Raw genomic sequence first — 18,428 nt, forward strand, 5'->3', positions numbered from 1 at the left:
CACCAATAAAAATAATGCACCATAACGGAACAATAAAATGTCTTTTGCAAAAATTTATACCCGAGGTCTACTCGGGTTGCATGCACCTCTCATTGAAGTTGAGGTACATGTCAGTCAGGGAATGCCCTCTTTAACCATTGTTGGACTAGCAGAAGCCGCGGTACGAGAAAGTAAAGACCGTGTCCGTTCTGCCATTTTAAATAGTGGTTTTCAATTTCCAACCAAACGCTTAACCATTAACTTAGCACCCGCTGATCTACCCAAAGATGGTTCAAGACTAGATTTACCGATTGCCCTTGGAATCTTAATCGCATCTGGGCAACTCCCTGAACATTGCACGGACGGATTAGAGTTTGTAGGAGAGCTAGCCTTAGACGGTCAGCTTCGCCCTGTGACAGGTGTACTCAGTATTGCGATTGCCTGCCAACAACAGCAGCACACGTTAATATTACCTAGCCCAAATGCAGAAGAAGCCTGCCAACTTCCCGATTTTAAAGTTTATGGGGCTAATCATCTAAAAGAAGTCTGCGATCACTTAAGCGATGCTGCTCGACTCACTGAATTTCAAACTCAGCAACACACGGTCCAATATGCCTATAAATTTGATTTAGCCGATGTTAAAGGACAATTACGTCCACGACGGGCATTAGAAATTGCTGCTGCCGGCGGACATTCATTACTGTTTAAAGGGCCTCCCGGGACAGGTAAAACATTATTGGCTTCTCGTTTAGCCAGTATTTTGCCGCCACTCAATACTCAAGAAAATTTAGAGGTTGCGAGTATTTATTCCATTGCCAATGCTCAACATCCTTTTGGACAAAGACCTTTTCGAGCACCACATCACACTGCATCTGCGATCGCACTTGTCGGTGGTGGTTCTCATCCAAAACCAGGTGAAATCACTTTGGCACATCTGGGCGTTTTATTTTTAGATGAACTCCCTGAATTTGATCGTAAAGTATTAGAAGTTTTAAGACAACCTTTAGAATCTAAAGAAATTGTGATTTCCCGAGCATCACGTCAAATCACTTTCCCTGCAAATTTTCAATTAATTGCAGCAATGAATCCCTGCCCTTGTGGATATGCCTTTAACCATGATGTTCGTTGCCAATGTTCGCCAGAACAAATCAAGCGTTATCAAAACCGAATTTCAGGACCTTTATTAGATCGAATAGATTTGCATATTGATGTACCCCCTTTGCCAGCAAAAGAATTACAAAGCCAGCAAGCCACTGAAAACTCAGAAACCGTACGTCAACGTGTGATACAGGCTTATGAACGGCAAATGCAGCGGCAAAATTGCTTAAACATGAGTTTAAGCCCGAAACAGCTTGAGCAGTATGCTGAACTTAATACCGAGGCTGCCAAAATGATTGAATTAGCTCAGCAGAAACTTGATTTATCTGCCCGTGCCTATCATCGGGTACTTCGTGTCGCGAGAACCATTGCCGATTTAGCAGAAAGTGAGGCCATTCAGAGTCTTCATTTATCTGAAGCATTGTCTTATCGAAGCCAAATTCCACAGATATAAAAAAGCGACCTAAAGGCCGCTTTTTTTATAATTTTACTTAGAAGCCGTAGCTTAGACCAAAGACTACTTTGTTGTTTTGTTTGATATCCATACGGTCATAACCACCTAAAATGTAATTTACACTTGCAGTCACGCCTGTATCAGCAATAGATTTGCTTAAGCCAATGTCGAAATGGCGGAAACCAAAAGTATCCGTTGCTTCGATTGGGCCATTTTTGTCATAGATATACAAACCTAATGCTGTATCTAAGCTAAAATCATGTGGTAAAGCATAGCTGTATGTACCTTTGATATATGTATCTCCAGCATTACCCCAATCAAGATCTTCTAATAATGTTTGTACAGTTACTCCAAAGTCTTTATAGCTTAAACCTAACATTGTTTCGAAGCCGTTAGAGCCTGTGTTACCGATGTCATAGTAATAATAATAAGTTAAGCCAACGGTATAGCCTAAATCTTCATTGATCGAGCCGTTGTAACCTGCGTAGAAATCATTTTCAAATTCTGAACCATTGTCTGAACCATAATCGAGTGTTGAACCCCACCAACCTGCATAAAAACCAGAAGCGTGGCTATAATCTAACCCCCCGTTAATTGTTGCGCCTTTATTCTCAGGGCCATTTGTAATACCACGAAGGTTATAGCTAGAAAGAATACCAATGTTTCCAGAGAAACTATGTTCAGATGGTGCTTCTTCTGCAAAAGTAAAAGTAGATGTAGAAGCAACTGCTGCAAGAGCTAAGGCTTTCAATGTAAATTTCATTATTCGTTTCCCCCGACCGTCCAGAGACGTTTTTTTATGGTCATTTGATTAACTCAATCTAGACTTTGCAATTGCTATGCCAAAATTTTTAGCTCTTAGTTTTAATTAATTTATTTCTTTTTTATTTCAACATAATATTTTGATTTTTAATTATTTTTTTATTTTTCAACATTTACTTCAACTCTTCAGGCTTACTCTTAGACCTAAAAAATACATCCTTTTTCTCATTCATCATCATCTACATATTTATTTACAACTTGCATCCAAATGAGTCTATTTTTTGTGCAATTTCATTTTTTTGCTTTTAAACAGTGCATAACAAATAGTCAAACCATTGATCTCATGAGTATGAGGAAGTACATATCTCTAATTTGCTTGCTAAAAGATTTATATTTTGAAATGAGGATTAGTGTCGTTTACCAATATTTACATTTGATTAAAATCAATCCGATAAACGGTTGAATATTTTGTATGGCTTTGTGATCAGTTCCTCATTCTTATTTAATATTAATTAATTATCTTAAATACACACAAGACATTGGTTTTTTTACCATTTTTTATAATTTAATTTTGAAAGCCTTGTGTTTACAAGAATACAGAAAAGTAAAACTTAAAAATAATGCATAACTTTAGTTTAACTTGACGGTCAAAAACGATATTTTTTTTCAGTTTGCTTATACAATTCTTCTTAAATATCTGCATTCACGTTTTCTTATGAATGCCTATCTTTAAAATATGATGAGGCTCTCTCCTGATGTTAAACGCTCAGAAACTCACTTTAGCAGTATTAGTTCAAGCTGCTTTAGTATCGACAGCATATGCAAGTGAACAAAGTGAAGCAAAAGGCTTCGTAGAAGATGCTGAAGGATCTGTACTTTTCCGTACTGGCTACATTAGCCGTGATAAAAAAGACGTAAATCCTGGTAGCGATACAAGCTCTGCAGCGCAATCTGCGATAGTTGAATTGAAATCAGGCTTCACTAAAGGTGTTGTTGGTTTCGGTGTAAATGCGGTTGGTGATGCATCATTTAAATTGGGTAAAAACAAACATGCTGGCAATGGCATGATCCCACGTGAAAACGGCATCGTCGATGGCAAGCTTACTTCTGGCGCAGGTGACAGTTACGATCACTGGGCACGTGGTGGTGCAAGCGTAAAAGCACGTGTGTCAAACACGACTGTTGAATATGGTACTCAGGTCTTAGATCTACCTGTTCTAGCATCAAATACTGCACGTATGGTGCCTGAATATTTTACTGGTGTACTTGCAACAAGCCGTGAAATTAATGGTCTAGAGTTGACTGCGGGTAAATTCACGAAGAACCAATATTCAGATCAAATCTCAACTGACAGCAACAACTTAGACCGTGCTGTGGTTTGGGGAGCAAAATACAAAGTTAATGATCAGCTAAATACGTCTTATTATGGATTAGATAGCAAAGATACATTGCAACGTCATTATGTAAATGCAAACTATGCAATGCCTTTAGCTAATAAAGATACGTTGACTTTAGATTTCAGTGGTTATCACACTAAATTTGAAGAAGGTAGTCGTTCTAATATTGCTACATTAACTGAAGATAAATCCAACTCGATTTGGGCAATTTCAGGAACTTATAATACTGGTGCACACAACGTGATGTTGGCTTACCAACAAAACACCGGTAGCATTGGTTATGATTACGGCAATAACGCTGATGGTGCACAAAGTATTTATGTACCGAACTCATATCTTTCAGATTTCATCGGTAAACATGAGAAATCTGCTCAAGTTCAGTATAGCTACAACTTTGCCGATCAAGGTCTTGCAGGTTTGAACTGGACGTCTGCATTTGTTTATGGCTGGGATATTGAAACTCCAACCAAAGATGACGCTCAAGAACGTGAATTCTTTAACCAAGTGAAATATACCGTTCAATCTGGTTTTGCTAAAGATGCGAGTCTGCGTGTACGTCACTCTTATTATCGTGCAGATGATGCATATAACGACATCTACATGGCTGATACCAACGAATGGCGTATCTTCCTTGATATTCCCGTGAAATTATTCTAATCCACTCGAATTTCAAGCCATAAAAAAACCTGCACAATGTGCAGGTTTTTTTATTTCTAGTCCTATAACTAGAAAAAGATTCAAACAAAGATTATTTGTTTGCTTCTTGGTATGCAGCAATTGAGCTAAGCACTTCTTGTTTTGCAACATCAGCACCTTCCCAACCACTTAACTTAACCCATTTACCAGGTTCTAAGTCTTTGTAGTGTTGGAAGAAGTGTTCAATTTGGCTAATCAATAGAGGAGGAAGATCAGTATATTCTTGAACGTCTTTGTAAAGTGGAGTCAATTTGTCGTGTGGAACAGCAACAAGTTTCGCGTCAACACCACCGTCATCTTCCATGTTCAATTTACCAACAGGACGGCAACGAATTACTGAACCTGGTTCAACTGGGTGTGGAGTCACAACCAATACGTCTAATGGGTCACCATCAAGAGATAAAGTGTTTGGTACATAACCATAGTTCGCTGGGTAGAACATTGCTGTACCCATGAAACGGTCTACGAATAATGCATCAGAATCTTTATCGATTTCGTATTTGATTGGCGCTGCGTTTGCAGGGATTTCGATAATTACATAGATGTCGTTTGGTGCATCTTTACCCGCTGGGATATTGCTGTAGCTCATAGCATCACTCTTTAAAAAGTTGTATCTTTTAAAAACCGCAACAATTATAACGGTTTTTACAGATTTTTTTAGCGTTTAAAAAAATTGAACTGTAAATATGTCCACCGTCTGTCTATTCGTGTTTAAAGAATACGAATAATCAGTAACAGTAAGGTGATTGGACATAACATGGAAAGTAGCCAAACAATCGAACGTAAAGTTGCCCAATTTGCCAAATAGCAAATCCCATAGACCACACGGAAAAACAAATAACCGATACCAAAAGTCATCACCAGACTTTGCGGTACTACCAAATATTCAGCCATTAAAATTGCAGCAATAAATAGCGGTAAACTCTCAAAACTATTTTGCTGTGCAGCATGAGCACGTGCTGCAAGACCCGTGGATTTCGCTAAAAATTCACGTGGATTTTGATTATCTTTGCCTTTAAATCCTGCTGCCTTTTTGGCAATTAAAGTAAAGACATAAGGCAATAAACATGCAGCTAAAATAAGATAAATTACGCCACTCACACTCTGCATCTGCTCTTCTCATGACAAATTTGTCACTATCATAACATGGCAATTTGTGAATAAATTTTGTTAAATACAGTGTTTTTATTAATGTTTTAAGGATTTGCAATGGTCACACCTGATGACAATGAATTGTTTGACGTGCTGACAAAACAGCGCCAACATCAGCTTCAAGTGGATCGTGTATTAAAAATCGTACTGCCTATTGTTGCTTTTTTACTGACGGTCATCTGTGCCAATATGAATATTTGGTCGACCATCTTCACGTTTATTATTCTATGGATCGCGTTTTATGCGGTGGGTATTAAACGTTTACCGCTATGGTATTGGATTGTTGTGATTCTTGTATATGCCATTGCTGATAATATTTTATCCTATGGACAGTTCCAGCAATCCGGCTTTAGCCGCCACTTTGGCACCATGTTTATTTTCGTTGGCATTGTAGGTGTTGGGCGTCCTTATTTTGACCGCTGGTTGATGAAAAAGTAAAAATAAGCCGTAAAAAAAGCGCCCTCATGGCGCTTTTTTTATTTTTACAGATTAAGCAGTTTTACGTAAATCTTTACGAAGGATTTTACCTACGTTCGATTTTGGTAGCTCATCCATAAATTCAACATAACGAGGACGTTTGTAGCCTGTTAAGTTTTCTTTTGCGAAAGCTAAAACTTCTTCAGTAGTTAATGAAGGATCTTTTTTCACAACGAAAAGTTTAGGCACTTCACCTGATTTTTCATCAGGTACACCAATTGCTGCCACTTCCAACACTTTTGGATGTGTTGCAATCACTTCTTCAATTTCAGATGGGTAAACGTTGAAGCCTGATACCAAGATCATGTCTTTCTTACGGTCTACAATTTTCACATAGCCACGTTCATTCATGACACCGATATCACCCGTACGGAAGAACCCATTGAACATCACTTTCGCGGTTTCATCAGGACGGTTCCAGTAGCCTTTCATCACTTGAGGACCACGGATTGAAATTTCACCTTGTTCACCGAGTGCAACTTCATTGCCATCATCATCAAGAATTGCAACTTCAGTCAATGGAAGTGGAATACCAATTGTGCCACTGAATTCTTCAGATGCAGGTGGATTCGCTGTTGCCACTGGAGAAGTTTCAGATAAACCATAACCTTCGATGATATTTGTACCTGTAACTTTCTTCCATGCTTCTGCAGTTGAAGGAAGTACTGCCATACCACCACCCATTGCCATTTTTAAGCGGCTATGGTCAAGTTGTTTGAATTCTTCATTGTTCACCAATGCATTAAACAAAGTGTTTACTGCTGGGAAGAAGGTTGGTTGGTACTTACGTAATTCTTTAATTACCGCAGGTAGGTCGCGTGGGTTTGGAATAAGTACGTTCGCTTGACCTTTATACATACCGTACAGCGCGCACACCATGAATGCAAAGATGTGATATAGCGGTAATGCACAGAAAATACGATCATCTGGCTCGCCATCTTGCGCACCAAATTTACTTTGGAAGATACCGTCACATTGCAACATGTTTGATACTAAGTTGCGATGCGTCAATTCTGCACCTTTAGATACACCTGTTGTACCACCTGTGTACTGAAGTACTGCCGTATCGCTAAGTGTCAATTCTGGGCGTTTGTAGTTATTTACATTCACCTTAGACATCGCTGTATTGAATTTGATATGACCCGGAATGTTCCACGCTGGAATTTGTTTACGTACAGAGCGTAGAACAAAGTTCACTAAAGTACCTTTTAATGTACCAAGCATGTCACCTACAGAAGCCACAACCACTTGCTTCACAGGCGTTTTACCAATAATTGCTTGGTAAACAGACGCGAAGTTTTCGATGATCACGAGTACTTCAGCGCCAGAGTCATTCAATTGATGCTCAAGTTCACGTGAAGTGTAAAGTGGGTTCACGTTTACCAATACCAAACCTGCACGGAAGATACCCAATGCAACGACTGGATACTGTAGTACGTTCGGCATCATCACGGCTACGCGTGTACCTTTAGGTAAGTTCAGGCTTTGTAAATACGTTGCAAATTTGCGGCTAGCTTCATCAAGTTCTTTATAAGTTAGAACTTTATCCATGAAGATAAAGGCATCACGTGAGCCAAATTTTTGGAAATTGCGTTCAAACACATCCACTAAAGAAGTATTTTCAGCTGGTAGTTCTACCGTTTGTGGAATCCCTGTTTTCTGATATTCAGCAAACCAAATTTTTTCCATAATGCCAATTTCTCCAATCATAATCCTTAGAATTTCAACTGTTTTTTTCAATGCTGCACGTCATTTTTGAAGTTGTTTATATGCAGCACCGCATCCATCTTGTCGAAGTAGTTATCATATATAACGTATTTCAACAGATGGACGCTAGTATTATCTCTGAATCAACAGTCTATTTGCTTTCTGATAACCGCGTGGTAAAAGCTGCCCTTTCGAACCTCGTTTACCCACATATTTCAGCAGATCATCACCTTTTAGTTTTAATTGTTGTTGCCCTGCAAGCACTTGAATTATTTCATCTAAATTCAATGTTGTCATGGACAAAATTTGATCTTTCGATTCAAGTTGTATCAATTTATTACCTTTACCTTTGTTAAGTACAGGTAATTCAGATAAATCCATCACTAAAAGGCGACCAGCGGTACTCAAAACTGCCAAATGCGTTGCATTTTCAATTGCTTGCAAATTCATAGCACTTGCCCCTTCAGGCAAAGTTAAGAAGGATTTACCCGCTTTTGCATTGGTATCCAATTGTTTGGCTTGTGTTTTAAAGCCATACCCTTTGCTGCTTACGGCCAAGACTTCTGTTTCATCATCAGCAACAAACACTTGTTTAAAGCCAACGCCACTTGCAGGTGAAAGTTTTGAACTTAAAGGTTCACCTAAACCACGTGCGGATGGTAGCTGACTGATCGGTAGTGCATAACTCCGACCCGTGTCATCTAAAACATAAACACGTTGATTTGACTTGGCTTGAGCATGACTTAAGTACTGATCACCCGCACGGTAATTTAAGTTTTCAGCATCAACTTCATGCCCTTTGGCACAGCGAATCCAACCTGCTTCTGAAAGTACAACGGTCACAGGATCCGCAGGCAACATTTCTGATTCATCAATCGCATGCGCTTCTTCACGATGCACGATTGGTGAACGACGATCATCGCCAAATTTTTTCGCGTCGTCTTTCAGCTCATCAATAATGAGTGACTTTAATGACTCAGGATTTGCCAACTGTTCACGAATGACTGCAGCTTTGGCTTCAAGTTCTTCCTGCTCACGGCGCATTTCCATTTCTTCAAGACGTGCCAAATGACGGAGTTTCAGTTCCAAAATGGCTTCGGCTTGAACTTCATCAATACCAAAACGTTCCATCAATACAGGTTTTGGCTGATCTTCTTCACGGATGATTTGAATCACTTCGTCAATATTTAAATATGCAACGATTAAACCGCCCAGAATATGCAGACGTTTTTCGATTTTATTTAAATGATATTGTAGACGACGCGTTACTGTGGTTTTACGAATCTCAATCCATTCCAACAGGATTTTACGAATCGATTTCACTTGAGGACGGCCATCTGCACCGATCATGTTCATATTGACACGATAGCTAGACTCAAGGTCAGTCGTTGCAAACAAGTGACTCATCACCGATTCTGCATCAATACGATTTGAACGCAGCACAATCACCAGACGCGTTGGATTGGCATGATCCGATTCATCACGCACATCAGTCACAAGCGGCAGTTTCTTCGCCTGCATCTGATCGGCAATTTGGGTAATAATTTTTGAACCAGAAACTTGATATGGCAGTTCAGTGATCACGATTTCGTTTTTATCGACCGTATAAACGGCACGCATACGGTAACTACCGCGACCCGTGGTTTGAATTTTGAGTAATTCTGCAGGTGCTGTAATAATTTCTGCTTTCGTTGGCAAATCTGGACCTGGAATATATTCCGCCATTTTGGCATCAGTCAGATTAGGATTACGAATTAAAGCAATAGTACCTTTAACCACTTCACGTAAGTTATGCGGTGGAATATCGGTTGCCATCCCCACAGCAATACCAGTCGTACCATTTAACAGGATATTAGGTACGCGTGCAGGGAGATTGATCGGCTCTTTCATTGAACCATCAAAGTTATCCTGCCAATCGCATGTGCCTTGTCCCAATTCAGACAGTAGCAATTCACTATACTGCGATAATTTCGCTTCGGTATAACGCATCGCTGCGAATGATTTTGGATCGTCAGGTGAACCCCAGTTACCTTGTCCTTCAATAAATGGATAGCGATAACTAAAAGGTTGAGCCATAAGCACCATGGCTTCATAGCAAGCTGAGTCGCCATGCGGATGATATTTACCAAGTACATCACCGACCGTACGTGCAGATTTTTTGGGCTTACTTGTCCACTTTAAACCAAGCTCACTCATGGCATAAACAATACGGCGTTGAACAGGTTTCAAGCCATCACTGATATGCGGCAATGCACGATCCATAATCACGTACATGGCATAGTTTAAGTAAGCTTGTTCGGTAAATTCCGCTACGGAACGGTTTTCTGTCGCATGATGCGCAAGGCTTGTCATAACAACCTATATTCCTAAATCATTCGTTTTTGTATCAATGGTTCTTATGCTAAGTCGCGTCTGTGTATGGCACAAGGGCATGAAATGACACAGCGCGACAAATCGTGTCTTATGGCGTAAAAATATCCACTTTATACGCCCTAAGCAACTAAAAAATCATCAGTGGATTTAAAGCCCCATCGATTCGAGGGTTTTGCCTTTGGTTTCTTCACCTAAAACCAGAATCACTAAAGCTACAGCGATGAGTACAACGGTGAACATACTAAACACATAACTAAAGCCATTTGGCAGCACCATCAAATGAGTCACCGCAAAAGGCGCTGCAATTCCGCCGATACGACCAATCGCCCCTGCCCAGCCTGAACCAAAGGCACGGATATTGGTCGGATATTGCTCTGGTGTATAGGTATATAACACGCCCCATGCCCCCAAGTTGAAGAAAGACATGAAACAGCCCCAAATCACAATTTCAGTGACATTGTCGGACTGTCCAAAGAAGTATGCCGAGATCGCACACATACCGATAAAGCCTGCTAGTGTTGCTTTACGTCCAAGTTTTTCAACTAACCATGCTGCAGCGATATAACCTGGCAGCTGTGCCAAAATCATGACTAATACATATTCAAAAGACTGCACGATGGTATAGCCTTCTTTAACCAAAAGGCTTGGCAACCACGTGAAGATGCCATAGTAAGAAAAGACAATACCAAACCAGATTAACCACAGCATTAAAGTTCGGCGTGCAAAAATGCCTGACCAAAGCTGAGTAAATGAAATGCTTTGTTTTTCTGCAACCGCTTTGACTTCAAAGATTTCAATCACGTTCACGCCACATTTGGCTTCAATCTTTTTCACCAAGGCATGTGCTTCATCGACACGACCACGGTTAATCAGAAATGGAATAGATTCAGGAATCATCTTCCAAATCACGATGGCATACAGTGCAGGAATCCCGCCAATTAGAAACGCAGCGTGCCAGCCAAGGTCAGGAATTACAAAGCGTGAAACCAAGGCTGCAACGAGCCAACCTAAGCCCCAAAAACTTTCCAATAAAACGATAAAGCGACCACGTACATGGGCGGGAATATATTCACTGACCAAAGTCACGGCAACAGGTAACTGTCCACCCAAACCTAAGCCCACAATAAAGCGAAACACCAATAACCAGGTTAAGTTAGGCGCAAAAGCACAAGCAGCAGTTGCTGAACTATAAATTACTAAAGTCGCTGCAAAGATCGTTTTTCGTCCAAAGCGATCCGCTAAACCACCTGAGCAGATGGCACCAATCGCCATCCCCACAAAGCCAATCGACACAACCCAGCTTTTTTGATCAGGCGACATCTGCCAGTCTTCAGCCATTTTCGCCAAAATAAAGGAGATCAGCCCGGTATCCATGGCATCAAACATCCAGCCAAGGCCAATGACCCACAGCAAGGTATAGTGAAATTTACCAATCGGGAGGCGCTGTATCCGAGAAACTAAATCCATAAACAAATCTCTGATTTGATGATACGTGGGAGGCTGCATCACACCTAAGTCAGTCTTATTCTTTTTATACTCGGTTTGAATACAGAAGCGAGGCTTTTCTGCCCCGCTTTGATAAAAATACGATGAAATTAATTGGCATCTTTGGAGGATGCAGACTGTTCGTCATCCTCTTTATAAATGAACTTCGGCATCTCTAAACCAAAGTAAATCGCAATAATACGTAAGCTAAAGCCAAAGACGAGCGTTGAGATAATCGTAAGCTCAAGTCCAATCCCCAATTGAGTACAAATCCAGTAGAAGATTACCGCAACAAAGGAAATACTGGCATAAAGTTCTCGACGGAAAACTAAAGGCACATCATTACACAAGATATCACGCAAAATACCGCCTGAGACCCCAGTCAGTACACCTGCGACGGCTGAGACCACAAAGCCCTGCCCCATAGAAATCGCAATTTGCGAACCGATAATGGTAAAACCGATCAGACCTAAAGCATCGAGCACCAAGAAGATGTTACGCAGATGCTTCATCCATTTTGCAATAATGATGGTGACAAATGCTGCACAGCAGGTCAAAACAAGGTATTCAGGATGTTTGACCCATGTCAGTGGATAATGCCCTAAAAGTACATCTCGGACTGAACCGCCGCCAAGTGCCGTGACACAAGCGATAATGACCACCCCAAACCAGTCCATGCTACGCCGACCGGCAGACAAGGCACCTGTCATCGCTTCCGCTGTAATTGCAATGATATAGATAATGGTCAACAACATCGCCCTACTTCCGTCTGAGGCTTCGAGATGGCGGCTATTCTAAGCTAAATCGCTGTCGAAGTTACAAAAATTGCGCGCAACATTGTTTAAATTTTTTATCCGATCCACAAACACATGGCTGCTTCATTGTCAGCTTCTGTTCGGTAGTTGGATCAAGGAAATACCAGATGCCATCATGTTTTACAAAGTGTGAGGCTTCATGATGAATATGTACCTGCTGACCATCATTAAAATGCGCTTTAAACTCGACCAAGGCATGATTTTTATCTAACTTTTCATTCACCTGAACAATTTCAAGTTTGAGCCATTGATTACTTACACTCCATTCCCGTATCGCAGGCATATCCAAGGCTTGTTGCTGCCCGAGCGCCGTGGTTTTTTGAATATAGTCTGTTTCATGTTTTGCAAAGGCGCTATAACGTGAGCGCATCAACTGTTCAGCAGTCTGAGCTGTCACAACACCTAAATGTAGAGGCTGACAACATTGCTGATATAACCCTCGCCCACATGGACACGCATCTGACATAAAAATTTCCAAAAAAATAGCCCGTATATACGAGCTATTTTAACAAAAATCCTATCTCAGCGCGGATGGTATCAATCTTTCTCAATCACTTTTGCAGTGATATGAACTTTATCAATTTTATGTCCATCCATTGTGACCACTTCAAAGATATGATCATCGGCTTCGAACTTTTCACCATCATGCGGTAAACGTGCCATATGGAACAAGATATAACCCGATAAAGTTGAATATTCTTCAGATTCATTGACCAAATCACGTCCGAGCAATAAAGACACATGTCGAATATCCGTTGAACCTTCAAGCAATAAGCTACCGTCATCAAGGCTCTCAGCTGAAGTATCCATTTCATCTTCGTCTGGGAATTCACCGGCAATGGCTTCAAGCACATCAATTGGCGTTGCAATCCCTTCAATCGAGCCATATTCGTTCAGTACGATTGCCATTTGTAGCGGTGCTTGACGAAGCTGATCCATCACCATCAACACTTGAGCATTTTCATGTACGATGACAGGTTCACGTAGATGTTTTTCAAACTCGAGACGACCTGTTTCAATGTATTCATTAAGGACACGATGGGTTAGAACAATCCCCGCAATGTTATCGAGTTCGCCACGCGCGACAATTAAGCGTGAATGGCTCATCTGCAAGAGATTTTCTTTGATGACTTCAGGATCTTCATCCAAATCAATCCATTCCAACTCAGGACGTGGCGTCATCACCGATTTTACAGGGCGTTCAGATAAACCGAGGACACCTTGTACCATGACACTGTGGTAAACCCCATTTTCATCATCAAAGACTTCATCAGCAAATGCACGTGTAGCCAAAACATCTTCAGGTTCCGCATGTTCTGTATCTTGTGCAGATTTACCACCTAACATACGCATCACAGCAGAAGCGGTACGGTAGCGTAAGTCTGTCGTGGTCACCAATTTCTCTTGGTTACGACGCATAGCTTGGTTAATAAATTCAACTGCAACAGAGAACCCAATCGCGGCATATAAGTAACCTTTTGGAATATGGAAACCAAAGCCTTCCACCACCAAAGAGAAACCAATCATCATCAAGAAACCAAGGCACAAAATCACAATAGTTGGATGACGGTTGACGAAATCCATTAATGCTTTAGATGCCCACAACATGATGCCAACTGCAATCACCACAGCAATCATCATTACAGATAGCTCTTTCACCATACCCACTGCCGTGATCACACTGTCGAGTGAGAATACGGCGTCAAGTACAACTATCTGTACAATCACCATCCAGAACACGGCATGCACTGGATTTTCTTCTTTTACGACGGGTTTAGCTTCAAGGCGCTCATGTAACTCCATGGTGCCTTTAAACAGTAAGAACACACCACCAAAGAGCAGAATCAGATCTCGACCAGAGAATGCATGGTCAAAGACGTAGAACAGCGGATTGGTTAAGGTCACCACCCATGCAATTGACGCAAGTAGAATCAATCGCATGATTAAGGCTAAGCAAAGGCCGACAATACGCGCAGCATTACGTTGCTCAGGTGGAAGTTTTTCTGCCAGAATTGCAATAAAAACAAGGTTATCGATACCCAATACAATTTCAAGCACAACAAGCGTAAGTAAACCCACCCATGCGGATGGATCTGACATCCATTCAAAGATCATCGTACGATCTCCTGAATGTCTTGTGCAGTATATGCGTTGAGATTTTTGCTGCGATGTTGCAGCATGTGAAGCTTGATTTTAGCGATTTGACAATTTGTTTGGTGACAGCACCAACTTCCACTACCCATGTTAGTTCTATTGTTGTTTAAAACAATTTCAGTATAACAAGAACAAAATGAATTTCATCTGTTTTCAATTGAGCAGGTTTTGTAAGCTGCCAATAACAGCGAATCATCGAAATGTCATATTTTTCACTTAGTCTTTAAAAGTAAAAGAAAATAATGCTAAGGTGAAAACAATACATGCAAAGTGTGATAGCAATGACAGAATTAAATACAACTCTATCTCCTCAAACAACTCGCCCACTTGTGGCACTTTATTGCGGCTCACGTGCTGGCAACAATCCCATTTATTTAGAAAAAGCAATTCAATTGGCAGAGGGCTTGGCTCAACATGGTTTTGGTCTGGTCTATGGCGGCGCCAGCATCGGTCTCATGGGTCAAGTCGCAGACACTATGATGCAAAACGGCGGCGAAGTGGTCGGTGTCATCCCTGAATTTATGCTGGATTATGAAATTGCACATAGTGATTTGACTGAACTGCATATTGTTCGAAATATGCATGAACGTAAAGCCATGATGGCAGAACGTGCCAGTGCTTTTGTCGCTTTACCCGGTGGACTCGGAACATTTGAAGAAATTTTAGAAATTGCTACATGGGGACAGCTGAATCAGCATCAAAAACCCATGATGCTATACAACGTTAATGGCTTTTATGATCCGATGATTCAGCAATTGGATGTTGCGGTGAAAGAAGGTTTCTTACCTCCTCAACATCGTGCCAAACTCATTGTGTGCGAAAGCTCAAAAGATATTTATTGTGCCATTCAGAATTTAGGTCATCCTGAGCAGTTTCTTGCTTAAGATGAATTCCAGACATAAAAAAGCGGATTATTGATCCACTTTTTTTTATTTAAATAATTTCTTAAGGTGTGTATTGGCTGACATACTGATAGAACATCGGCAGAGTCGTTGCAAGTAATACCGACATTGCCAAACCGAACATAAGTTTCATCGCATCTTTACTCACATTACGTGAGGTACGGTGTTTATTCACTTCGGTTAAGAACATCGACATTGCAAACTCACGACCAGCAAGTAAACCTAAGAATACCCATGTGGTACTCATTGGGATATTACTCCACTCTTTAAATACCAACAGAATTGCACCATACATGAAGTCAATAATGGTGGCTGAGCGAATGTCTGTTACACCTGTTTTGGTATCAATGATTTTTTGAATCGCACCACCACGTTGATAGAGAATAATCCCGATCAATAAGACAAAGACGCTAATTGCAAAGATTAAAAAGCCGAAAGGCACTTGGCGTGGTACATAAACGAAGATATTGGCTAAGTCTTGAATCAGCCATTGGCTCCACAAGAATGCCGTTGAGATCCACTGCAAAGCAATCCAAACATTGGACACAGGTAAATGACGCGTCTTAGCAAAGTGCTGCGAGAGTTTATACATCACAAAGCGATAGACCACGATAGCGACAATAAATGCCACCGCATAGCCCATCATCGATTTGACCATCATCGAGCCCAAACTGGTTGGGGAGAAAATAGTAAGAACTAAGAATGTGGTACTAACAGGAATCCCGTATTTGGTCAAAAGCAGCAGTAAAATCGGCGGAACAACATATAACCAGGTAATCCCACCCTCAGGGAAAGGAATCGTTTCCAGTCGACCATAGGATGCATCCCCTACGCCCGAGCTATACCAGCCATAAATCAGTACGACAACCAAAATCGTACTGATGTAGATCCACAAAACCCACCATGGACGATGTGCATTAGACGAGATAAACGTACCGAGTGTCTGTGGTACGTCATTTCCGACGATTGAATAAGCTGCTAAACAGAAGCCTATCACCATCAAGATTTCGATTGTCATAAAAACAAACCTTGTGAATAATTTTGTCCAACACAGCACCGTTGGAATTTTGCTCAAGATTATGACGGTTTTATTTCACTAAAGTGACAATTAACGCATAAAAATTTGTAGCCATATATAAAAAAGAGCACCGAGGTGCTCTTTAGAATCTGCGCAGTATAGCGCTAATTTTCGCAATATTTCACGCAAGGCCACTAATCTGTTGAGTTCGCTCGCTTATCAAGCAGTGATAAAACTGGGATTTTCTAGTTTTAAGAACGAAATGAAGTGCTTATGTATTTTTTTTAAATTTTTATGTTTTTAAATCAAGTTTGAATATTTCTTTGCTCATTTTTAAATATAAATTCTAACTGTAAAGCGATGAATGATCAGAAAATATGAAAAGCTGTGCCTAAAATTTTATAACGGATTGACTTATGCTCATGCGACATTTCTGTGTGTGTTATTTAAAATGAAAAGCTTTTAATACATCTCTAAACGTTTGATTGCTTTAAACTAGCCCAAAACATCTGACTCAATTCATATGAATGAAACACCCGTCCACCAAGCCTTAAATCCCGAATTTCGCCTCCTTGTATTTTTGGTGTCGATTGGATTTTTTATGCAAGGTCTGGACACCACGATTATCAATACGGCGCTTCCTGCAATTGCACAGAATTTAGGGGAAGATCCTCTACGTATGCATAGTGTCGTGGTAGCTTATGTGTTGTCGGTTGCCGCGTGCATTCCCTTAAGTGGTTGGCTAGCCGATCGTTTTGGTGTCAGAAATATTTTCTTCGCTGCAATTATTATTTTTGCTTTGGCATCACTCGGCTGTGCGTTCTCTCAAGATTTAAATCAGTTGCTGTTCTTTCGGGTGTTACAAGGGATTGGCGGTTCATTGCTTCTACCTGTGGGTCGTTTGGCATTACTCAAAATTATTCCACGTACCCAATTTCTTGCTGCAATGAGCTTAATGAGCCTTGCCGGGCTGATGGGACCTCTGATTGGCCCAACTTTAGGCGGTTGGATGGTCGAATATATGTCATGGCAATGGGTATTTTTCATCAATTTGCCTATTGGTATTGCTGGTGCATTGCTCACCCTCAAAGCAATGCCCAATGTGACTGAGCCCACGGTTGCACATTTTGACTTCGGTGGCTTTGTTCTTTTAGTTGTGGCCATGGTGGGTTTATGTTTAGGGGTAGAAAACTTTTCAAATCCGCAATATCCACTGTGGTGGAGCCTGACTTTAATCAGCGTTGGGTTAATCTGTAGTCTGTTTTATGCCTACCATTCACACACGCATCAAAATGCACTATTTCGCAGTAAATTATTTCAAAATCAAATTTTTACTATCGGTATTTTAGGTAATTTTTTTGCCCGCTTAGGTGGCAATGCGATGCCGTTTTTACTGCCACTGATGCTGCAAGTCGCTTTCAAATTCGAACCCTTTATGACGGGTTTGATGATGATTCCAACAGTACTGGGGTCTTTGGCCTCTAAGCCGATTATCCGTCGTGTCATCCAGCGTTTTGGCTATCGTCAAGTGCTACTGGTCAACACCTTATTGGTCGGTACATGTATTGCGAGCTTCTCACTGACCAATATCGACACACCAATTTGGTTACGTGCTTTGCATTTTTTTGCTTTTGGTATTTTAAATTCATTGCAGTTCGTGTCGATGAATACCCTGACCTTAAAAGACCTCAGTCAGCAAGATGCTAGTAGTGGGAATAGCTTCTTATCCATGATCATGATGCTCTCGATGAGCCTAGGTGTAGCCCTAGCAGGCACTTTGGTAAATATGTTCAGCGCGTATTTTGGCCCTGAACAAATCACCACAGCGTTTCATACTGTATTACTGTGTTTGGGGTGCATCAATATTATTGCTGCTTATATTTTCTGGCATATCCCTAAACATGTTTCAGTTTAGTCAAATTCTTTTGCAGCTTGTTTAAATAGGTTTAAGCTAAAGAT

Annotated in this window: 15 protein-coding genes; 5 read left to right on the forward strand and 10 right to left on the reverse strand. The window is 40.8% G+C overall.

Going from position 1 to position 18,428, the window contains the following annotated elements:
- The first annotated feature begins 37 nt into the window (after positions 1 to 37).
- Positions 38 to 1,531, forward strand: a complete 1,494-nt coding sequence (locus A3K93_RS11695) for a YifB family Mg chelatase-like AAA ATPase (protein ID WP_067731369.1) — start codon at positions 38 to 40, stop codon at positions 1,529 to 1,531.
- Positions 1,532 to 1,568: 37 nt separating this feature from the next.
- Here the strand turns inward: A3K93_RS11695 and A3K93_RS11700 are convergent, their stop codons facing one another.
- Positions 1,569 to 2,294 (reverse strand): TorF family putative porin, encoded by a 726-nt coding sequence (locus tag A3K93_RS11700; RefSeq protein WP_067731370.1) that lies wholly within the window; start codon positions 2,292 to 2,294, stop codon positions 1,569 to 1,571.
- Between the two features lie 754 nt (positions 2,295 to 3,048).
- Between A3K93_RS11700 and A3K93_RS11705 the strand changes: the two genes are divergently transcribed.
- Positions 3,049 to 4,347 (forward strand): OprD family outer membrane porin, encoded by a 1,299-nt coding sequence (locus A3K93_RS11705; protein WP_067731371.1) that lies wholly within the window; start codon positions 3,049 to 3,051, stop codon positions 4,345 to 4,347.
- A 91-nt stretch (positions 4,348 to 4,438) separates the two neighbouring features.
- On the opposite strand, the gene ppa is transcribed toward A3K93_RS11705, so the two are convergent.
- Complete coding sequence (gene ppa / locus A3K93_RS11710; protein WP_067731372.1) at positions 4,439 to 4,975, reverse strand: inorganic diphosphatase; 537 nt, start codon at positions 4,973 to 4,975, stop codon at positions 4,439 to 4,441.
- A 122-nt stretch (positions 4,976 to 5,097) separates the two neighbouring features.
- Positions 5,098 to 5,496 (reverse strand): MAPEG family protein, encoded by a 399-nt coding sequence (locus tag A3K93_RS11715; RefSeq protein ID WP_067731373.1) that lies wholly within the window; start codon positions 5,494 to 5,496, stop codon positions 5,098 to 5,100.
- 99 nt (positions 5,497 to 5,595) lie between these two features.
- Here A3K93_RS11715 and A3K93_RS11720 point away from each other — a divergent pair, with 99 nt between their 5' ends.
- Entirely contained in the window at positions 5,596 to 5,976 is a 381-nt protein-coding gene (locus A3K93_RS11720; protein ID WP_067731374.1) for a hypothetical protein, read from the forward strand.
- Positions 5,977 to 6,027: 51 nt separating this feature from the next.
- On the opposite strand, the gene A3K93_RS11725 is transcribed toward A3K93_RS11720, so the two are convergent.
- The 6 genes from A3K93_RS11725 to A3K93_RS11750 all read right to left on the reverse strand — a co-directional run bounded on the left by A3K93_RS11725 (position 6,028) and on the right by A3K93_RS11750 (position 14,510).
- On the reverse strand, positions 6,028 to 7,704 hold the full coding sequence (locus A3K93_RS11725; RefSeq protein WP_067731743.1) for an AMP-binding protein: 1,677 nt from the start codon (positions 7,702 to 7,704) through the stop codon (positions 6,028 to 6,030).
- Between the two features lie 150 nt (positions 7,705 to 7,854).
- Positions 7,855 to 10,074 (reverse strand): DNA topoisomerase IV subunit A, encoded by a 2,220-nt coding sequence (parC, locus tag A3K93_RS11730; RefSeq protein ID WP_067731375.1) that lies wholly within the window; start codon positions 10,072 to 10,074, stop codon positions 7,855 to 7,857.
- Positions 10,075 to 10,242: 168 nt separating this feature from the next.
- Positions 10,243 to 11,562, reverse strand: coding sequence for a niacin transporter NiaP (gene niaP / locus A3K93_RS11735; RefSeq protein WP_067731376.1), 1,320 nt, complete (start codon positions 11,560 to 11,562; stop codon positions 10,243 to 10,245).
- A gap of 128 nt (positions 11,563 to 11,690) precedes the next feature.
- A complete protein-coding gene (locus A3K93_RS11740) occupies positions 11,691 to 12,335 on the reverse strand; it encodes a trimeric intracellular cation channel family protein (RefSeq protein WP_067731377.1) in 645 nt (214 codons plus the stop codon).
- A gap of 61 nt (positions 12,336 to 12,396) precedes the next feature.
- Positions 12,397 to 12,861, reverse strand: a complete 465-nt coding sequence (locus A3K93_RS11745; protein ID WP_067731378.1) for a YchJ family protein — start codon at positions 12,859 to 12,861, stop codon at positions 12,397 to 12,399.
- 71 nt (positions 12,862 to 12,932) lie between these two features.
- A complete protein-coding gene (locus A3K93_RS11750) occupies positions 12,933 to 14,510 on the reverse strand; it encodes a TerC family protein (protein WP_067731379.1) in 1,578 nt (525 codons plus the stop codon).
- A 302-nt stretch (positions 14,511 to 14,812) separates the two neighbouring features.
- Here A3K93_RS11750 and A3K93_RS11755 point away from each other — a divergent pair, with 302 nt between their 5' ends.
- Positions 14,813 to 15,433, forward strand: a complete 621-nt coding sequence (locus tag A3K93_RS11755) for a TIGR00730 family Rossman fold protein (RefSeq protein ID WP_067731380.1) — start codon at positions 14,813 to 14,815, stop codon at positions 15,431 to 15,433.
- A gap of 61 nt (positions 15,434 to 15,494) precedes the next feature.
- Here A3K93_RS11755 and A3K93_RS11760 read toward each other — a convergent pair whose 3' ends face one another.
- Complete coding sequence (locus A3K93_RS11760; protein ID WP_067731381.1) at positions 15,495 to 16,469, reverse strand: hypothetical protein; 975 nt, start codon at positions 16,467 to 16,469, stop codon at positions 15,495 to 15,497.
- A gap of 523 nt (positions 16,470 to 16,992) precedes the next feature.
- Between A3K93_RS11760 and mdtD the strand changes: the two genes are divergently transcribed.
- Positions 16,993 to 18,384, forward strand: a complete 1,392-nt coding sequence (gene mdtD / locus A3K93_RS11765) for a multidrug transporter subunit MdtD (protein ID WP_067731382.1) — start codon at positions 16,993 to 16,995, stop codon at positions 18,382 to 18,384.
- The last annotated feature ends 44 nt before the right edge of the window (positions 18,385 to 18,428 follow it).

The sequence above is a fragment of the Acinetobacter sp. NCu2D-2 genome (genome assembly GCF_001647675.1).
Taxonomy (GTDB): Bacteria; Pseudomonadota; Gammaproteobacteria; order Pseudomonadales; family Moraxellaceae; genus Acinetobacter.

Excerpts from the sequence above, each read along its gene's own strand:
- A3K93_RS11720 (WP_067731374.1), top strand. The coding sequence starts at position 5,596 with ATGGTCACACCTGATGACAATGAATTGTTTGACGTGCTGACAAAACAG.
- A3K93_RS11750 (WP_067731379.1), bottom strand. The coding sequence starts at position 14,510 with ATGATCTTTGAATGGATGTCAGATCCATCCGCATGGGTGGGTTTACTT.
- A3K93_RS11740 (WP_067731377.1), bottom strand. The coding sequence starts at position 12,335 with ATGTTGTTGACCATTATCTATATCATTGCAATTACAGCGGAAGCGATG.
- parC (WP_067731375.1), bottom strand. The coding sequence starts at position 10,074 with ATGACAAGCCTTGCGCATCATGCGACAGAAAACCGTTCCGTAGCGGAA.
- A3K93_RS11705 (WP_067731371.1), top strand. The coding sequence starts at position 3,049 with ATGTTAAACGCTCAGAAACTCACTTTAGCAGTATTAGTTCAAGCTGCT.
- mdtD (WP_067731382.1), top strand. The coding sequence starts at position 16,993 with ATGAATGAAACACCCGTCCACCAAGCCTTAAATCCCGAATTTCGCCTC.
- niaP (WP_067731376.1), bottom strand. The coding sequence starts at position 11,562 with ATGGATTTAGTTTCTCGGATACAGCGCCTCCCGATTGGTAAATTTCAC.
- A3K93_RS11725 (WP_067731743.1), bottom strand. The coding sequence starts at position 7,704 with ATGGAAAAAATTTGGTTTGCTGAATATCAGAAAACAGGGATTCCACAA.
- ppa (WP_067731372.1), bottom strand. The coding sequence starts at position 4,975 with ATGAGCTACAGCAATATCCCAGCGGGTAAAGATGCACCAAACGACATC.
- A3K93_RS11695 (WP_067731369.1), top strand. The coding sequence starts at position 38 with ATGTCTTTTGCAAAAATTTATACCCGAGGTCTACTCGGGTTGCATGCA.
- A3K93_RS11745 (WP_067731378.1), bottom strand. The coding sequence starts at position 12,861 with ATGTCAGATGCGTGTCCATGTGGGCGAGGGTTATATCAGCAATGTTGT.
- A3K93_RS11715 (WP_067731373.1), bottom strand. The coding sequence starts at position 5,496 with ATGCAGAGTGTGAGTGGCGTAATTTATCTTATTTTAGCTGCATGTTTA.
- A3K93_RS11700 (WP_067731370.1), bottom strand. The coding sequence starts at position 2,294 with ATGAAATTTACATTGAAAGCCTTAGCTCTTGCAGCAGTTGCTTCTACA.
- A3K93_RS11755 (WP_067731380.1), top strand. The coding sequence starts at position 14,813 with ATGCAAAGTGTGATAGCAATGACAGAATTAAATACAACTCTATCTCCT.
- A3K93_RS11760 (WP_067731381.1), bottom strand. The coding sequence starts at position 16,469 with ATGACAATCGAAATCTTGATGGTGATAGGCTTCTGTTTAGCAGCTTAT.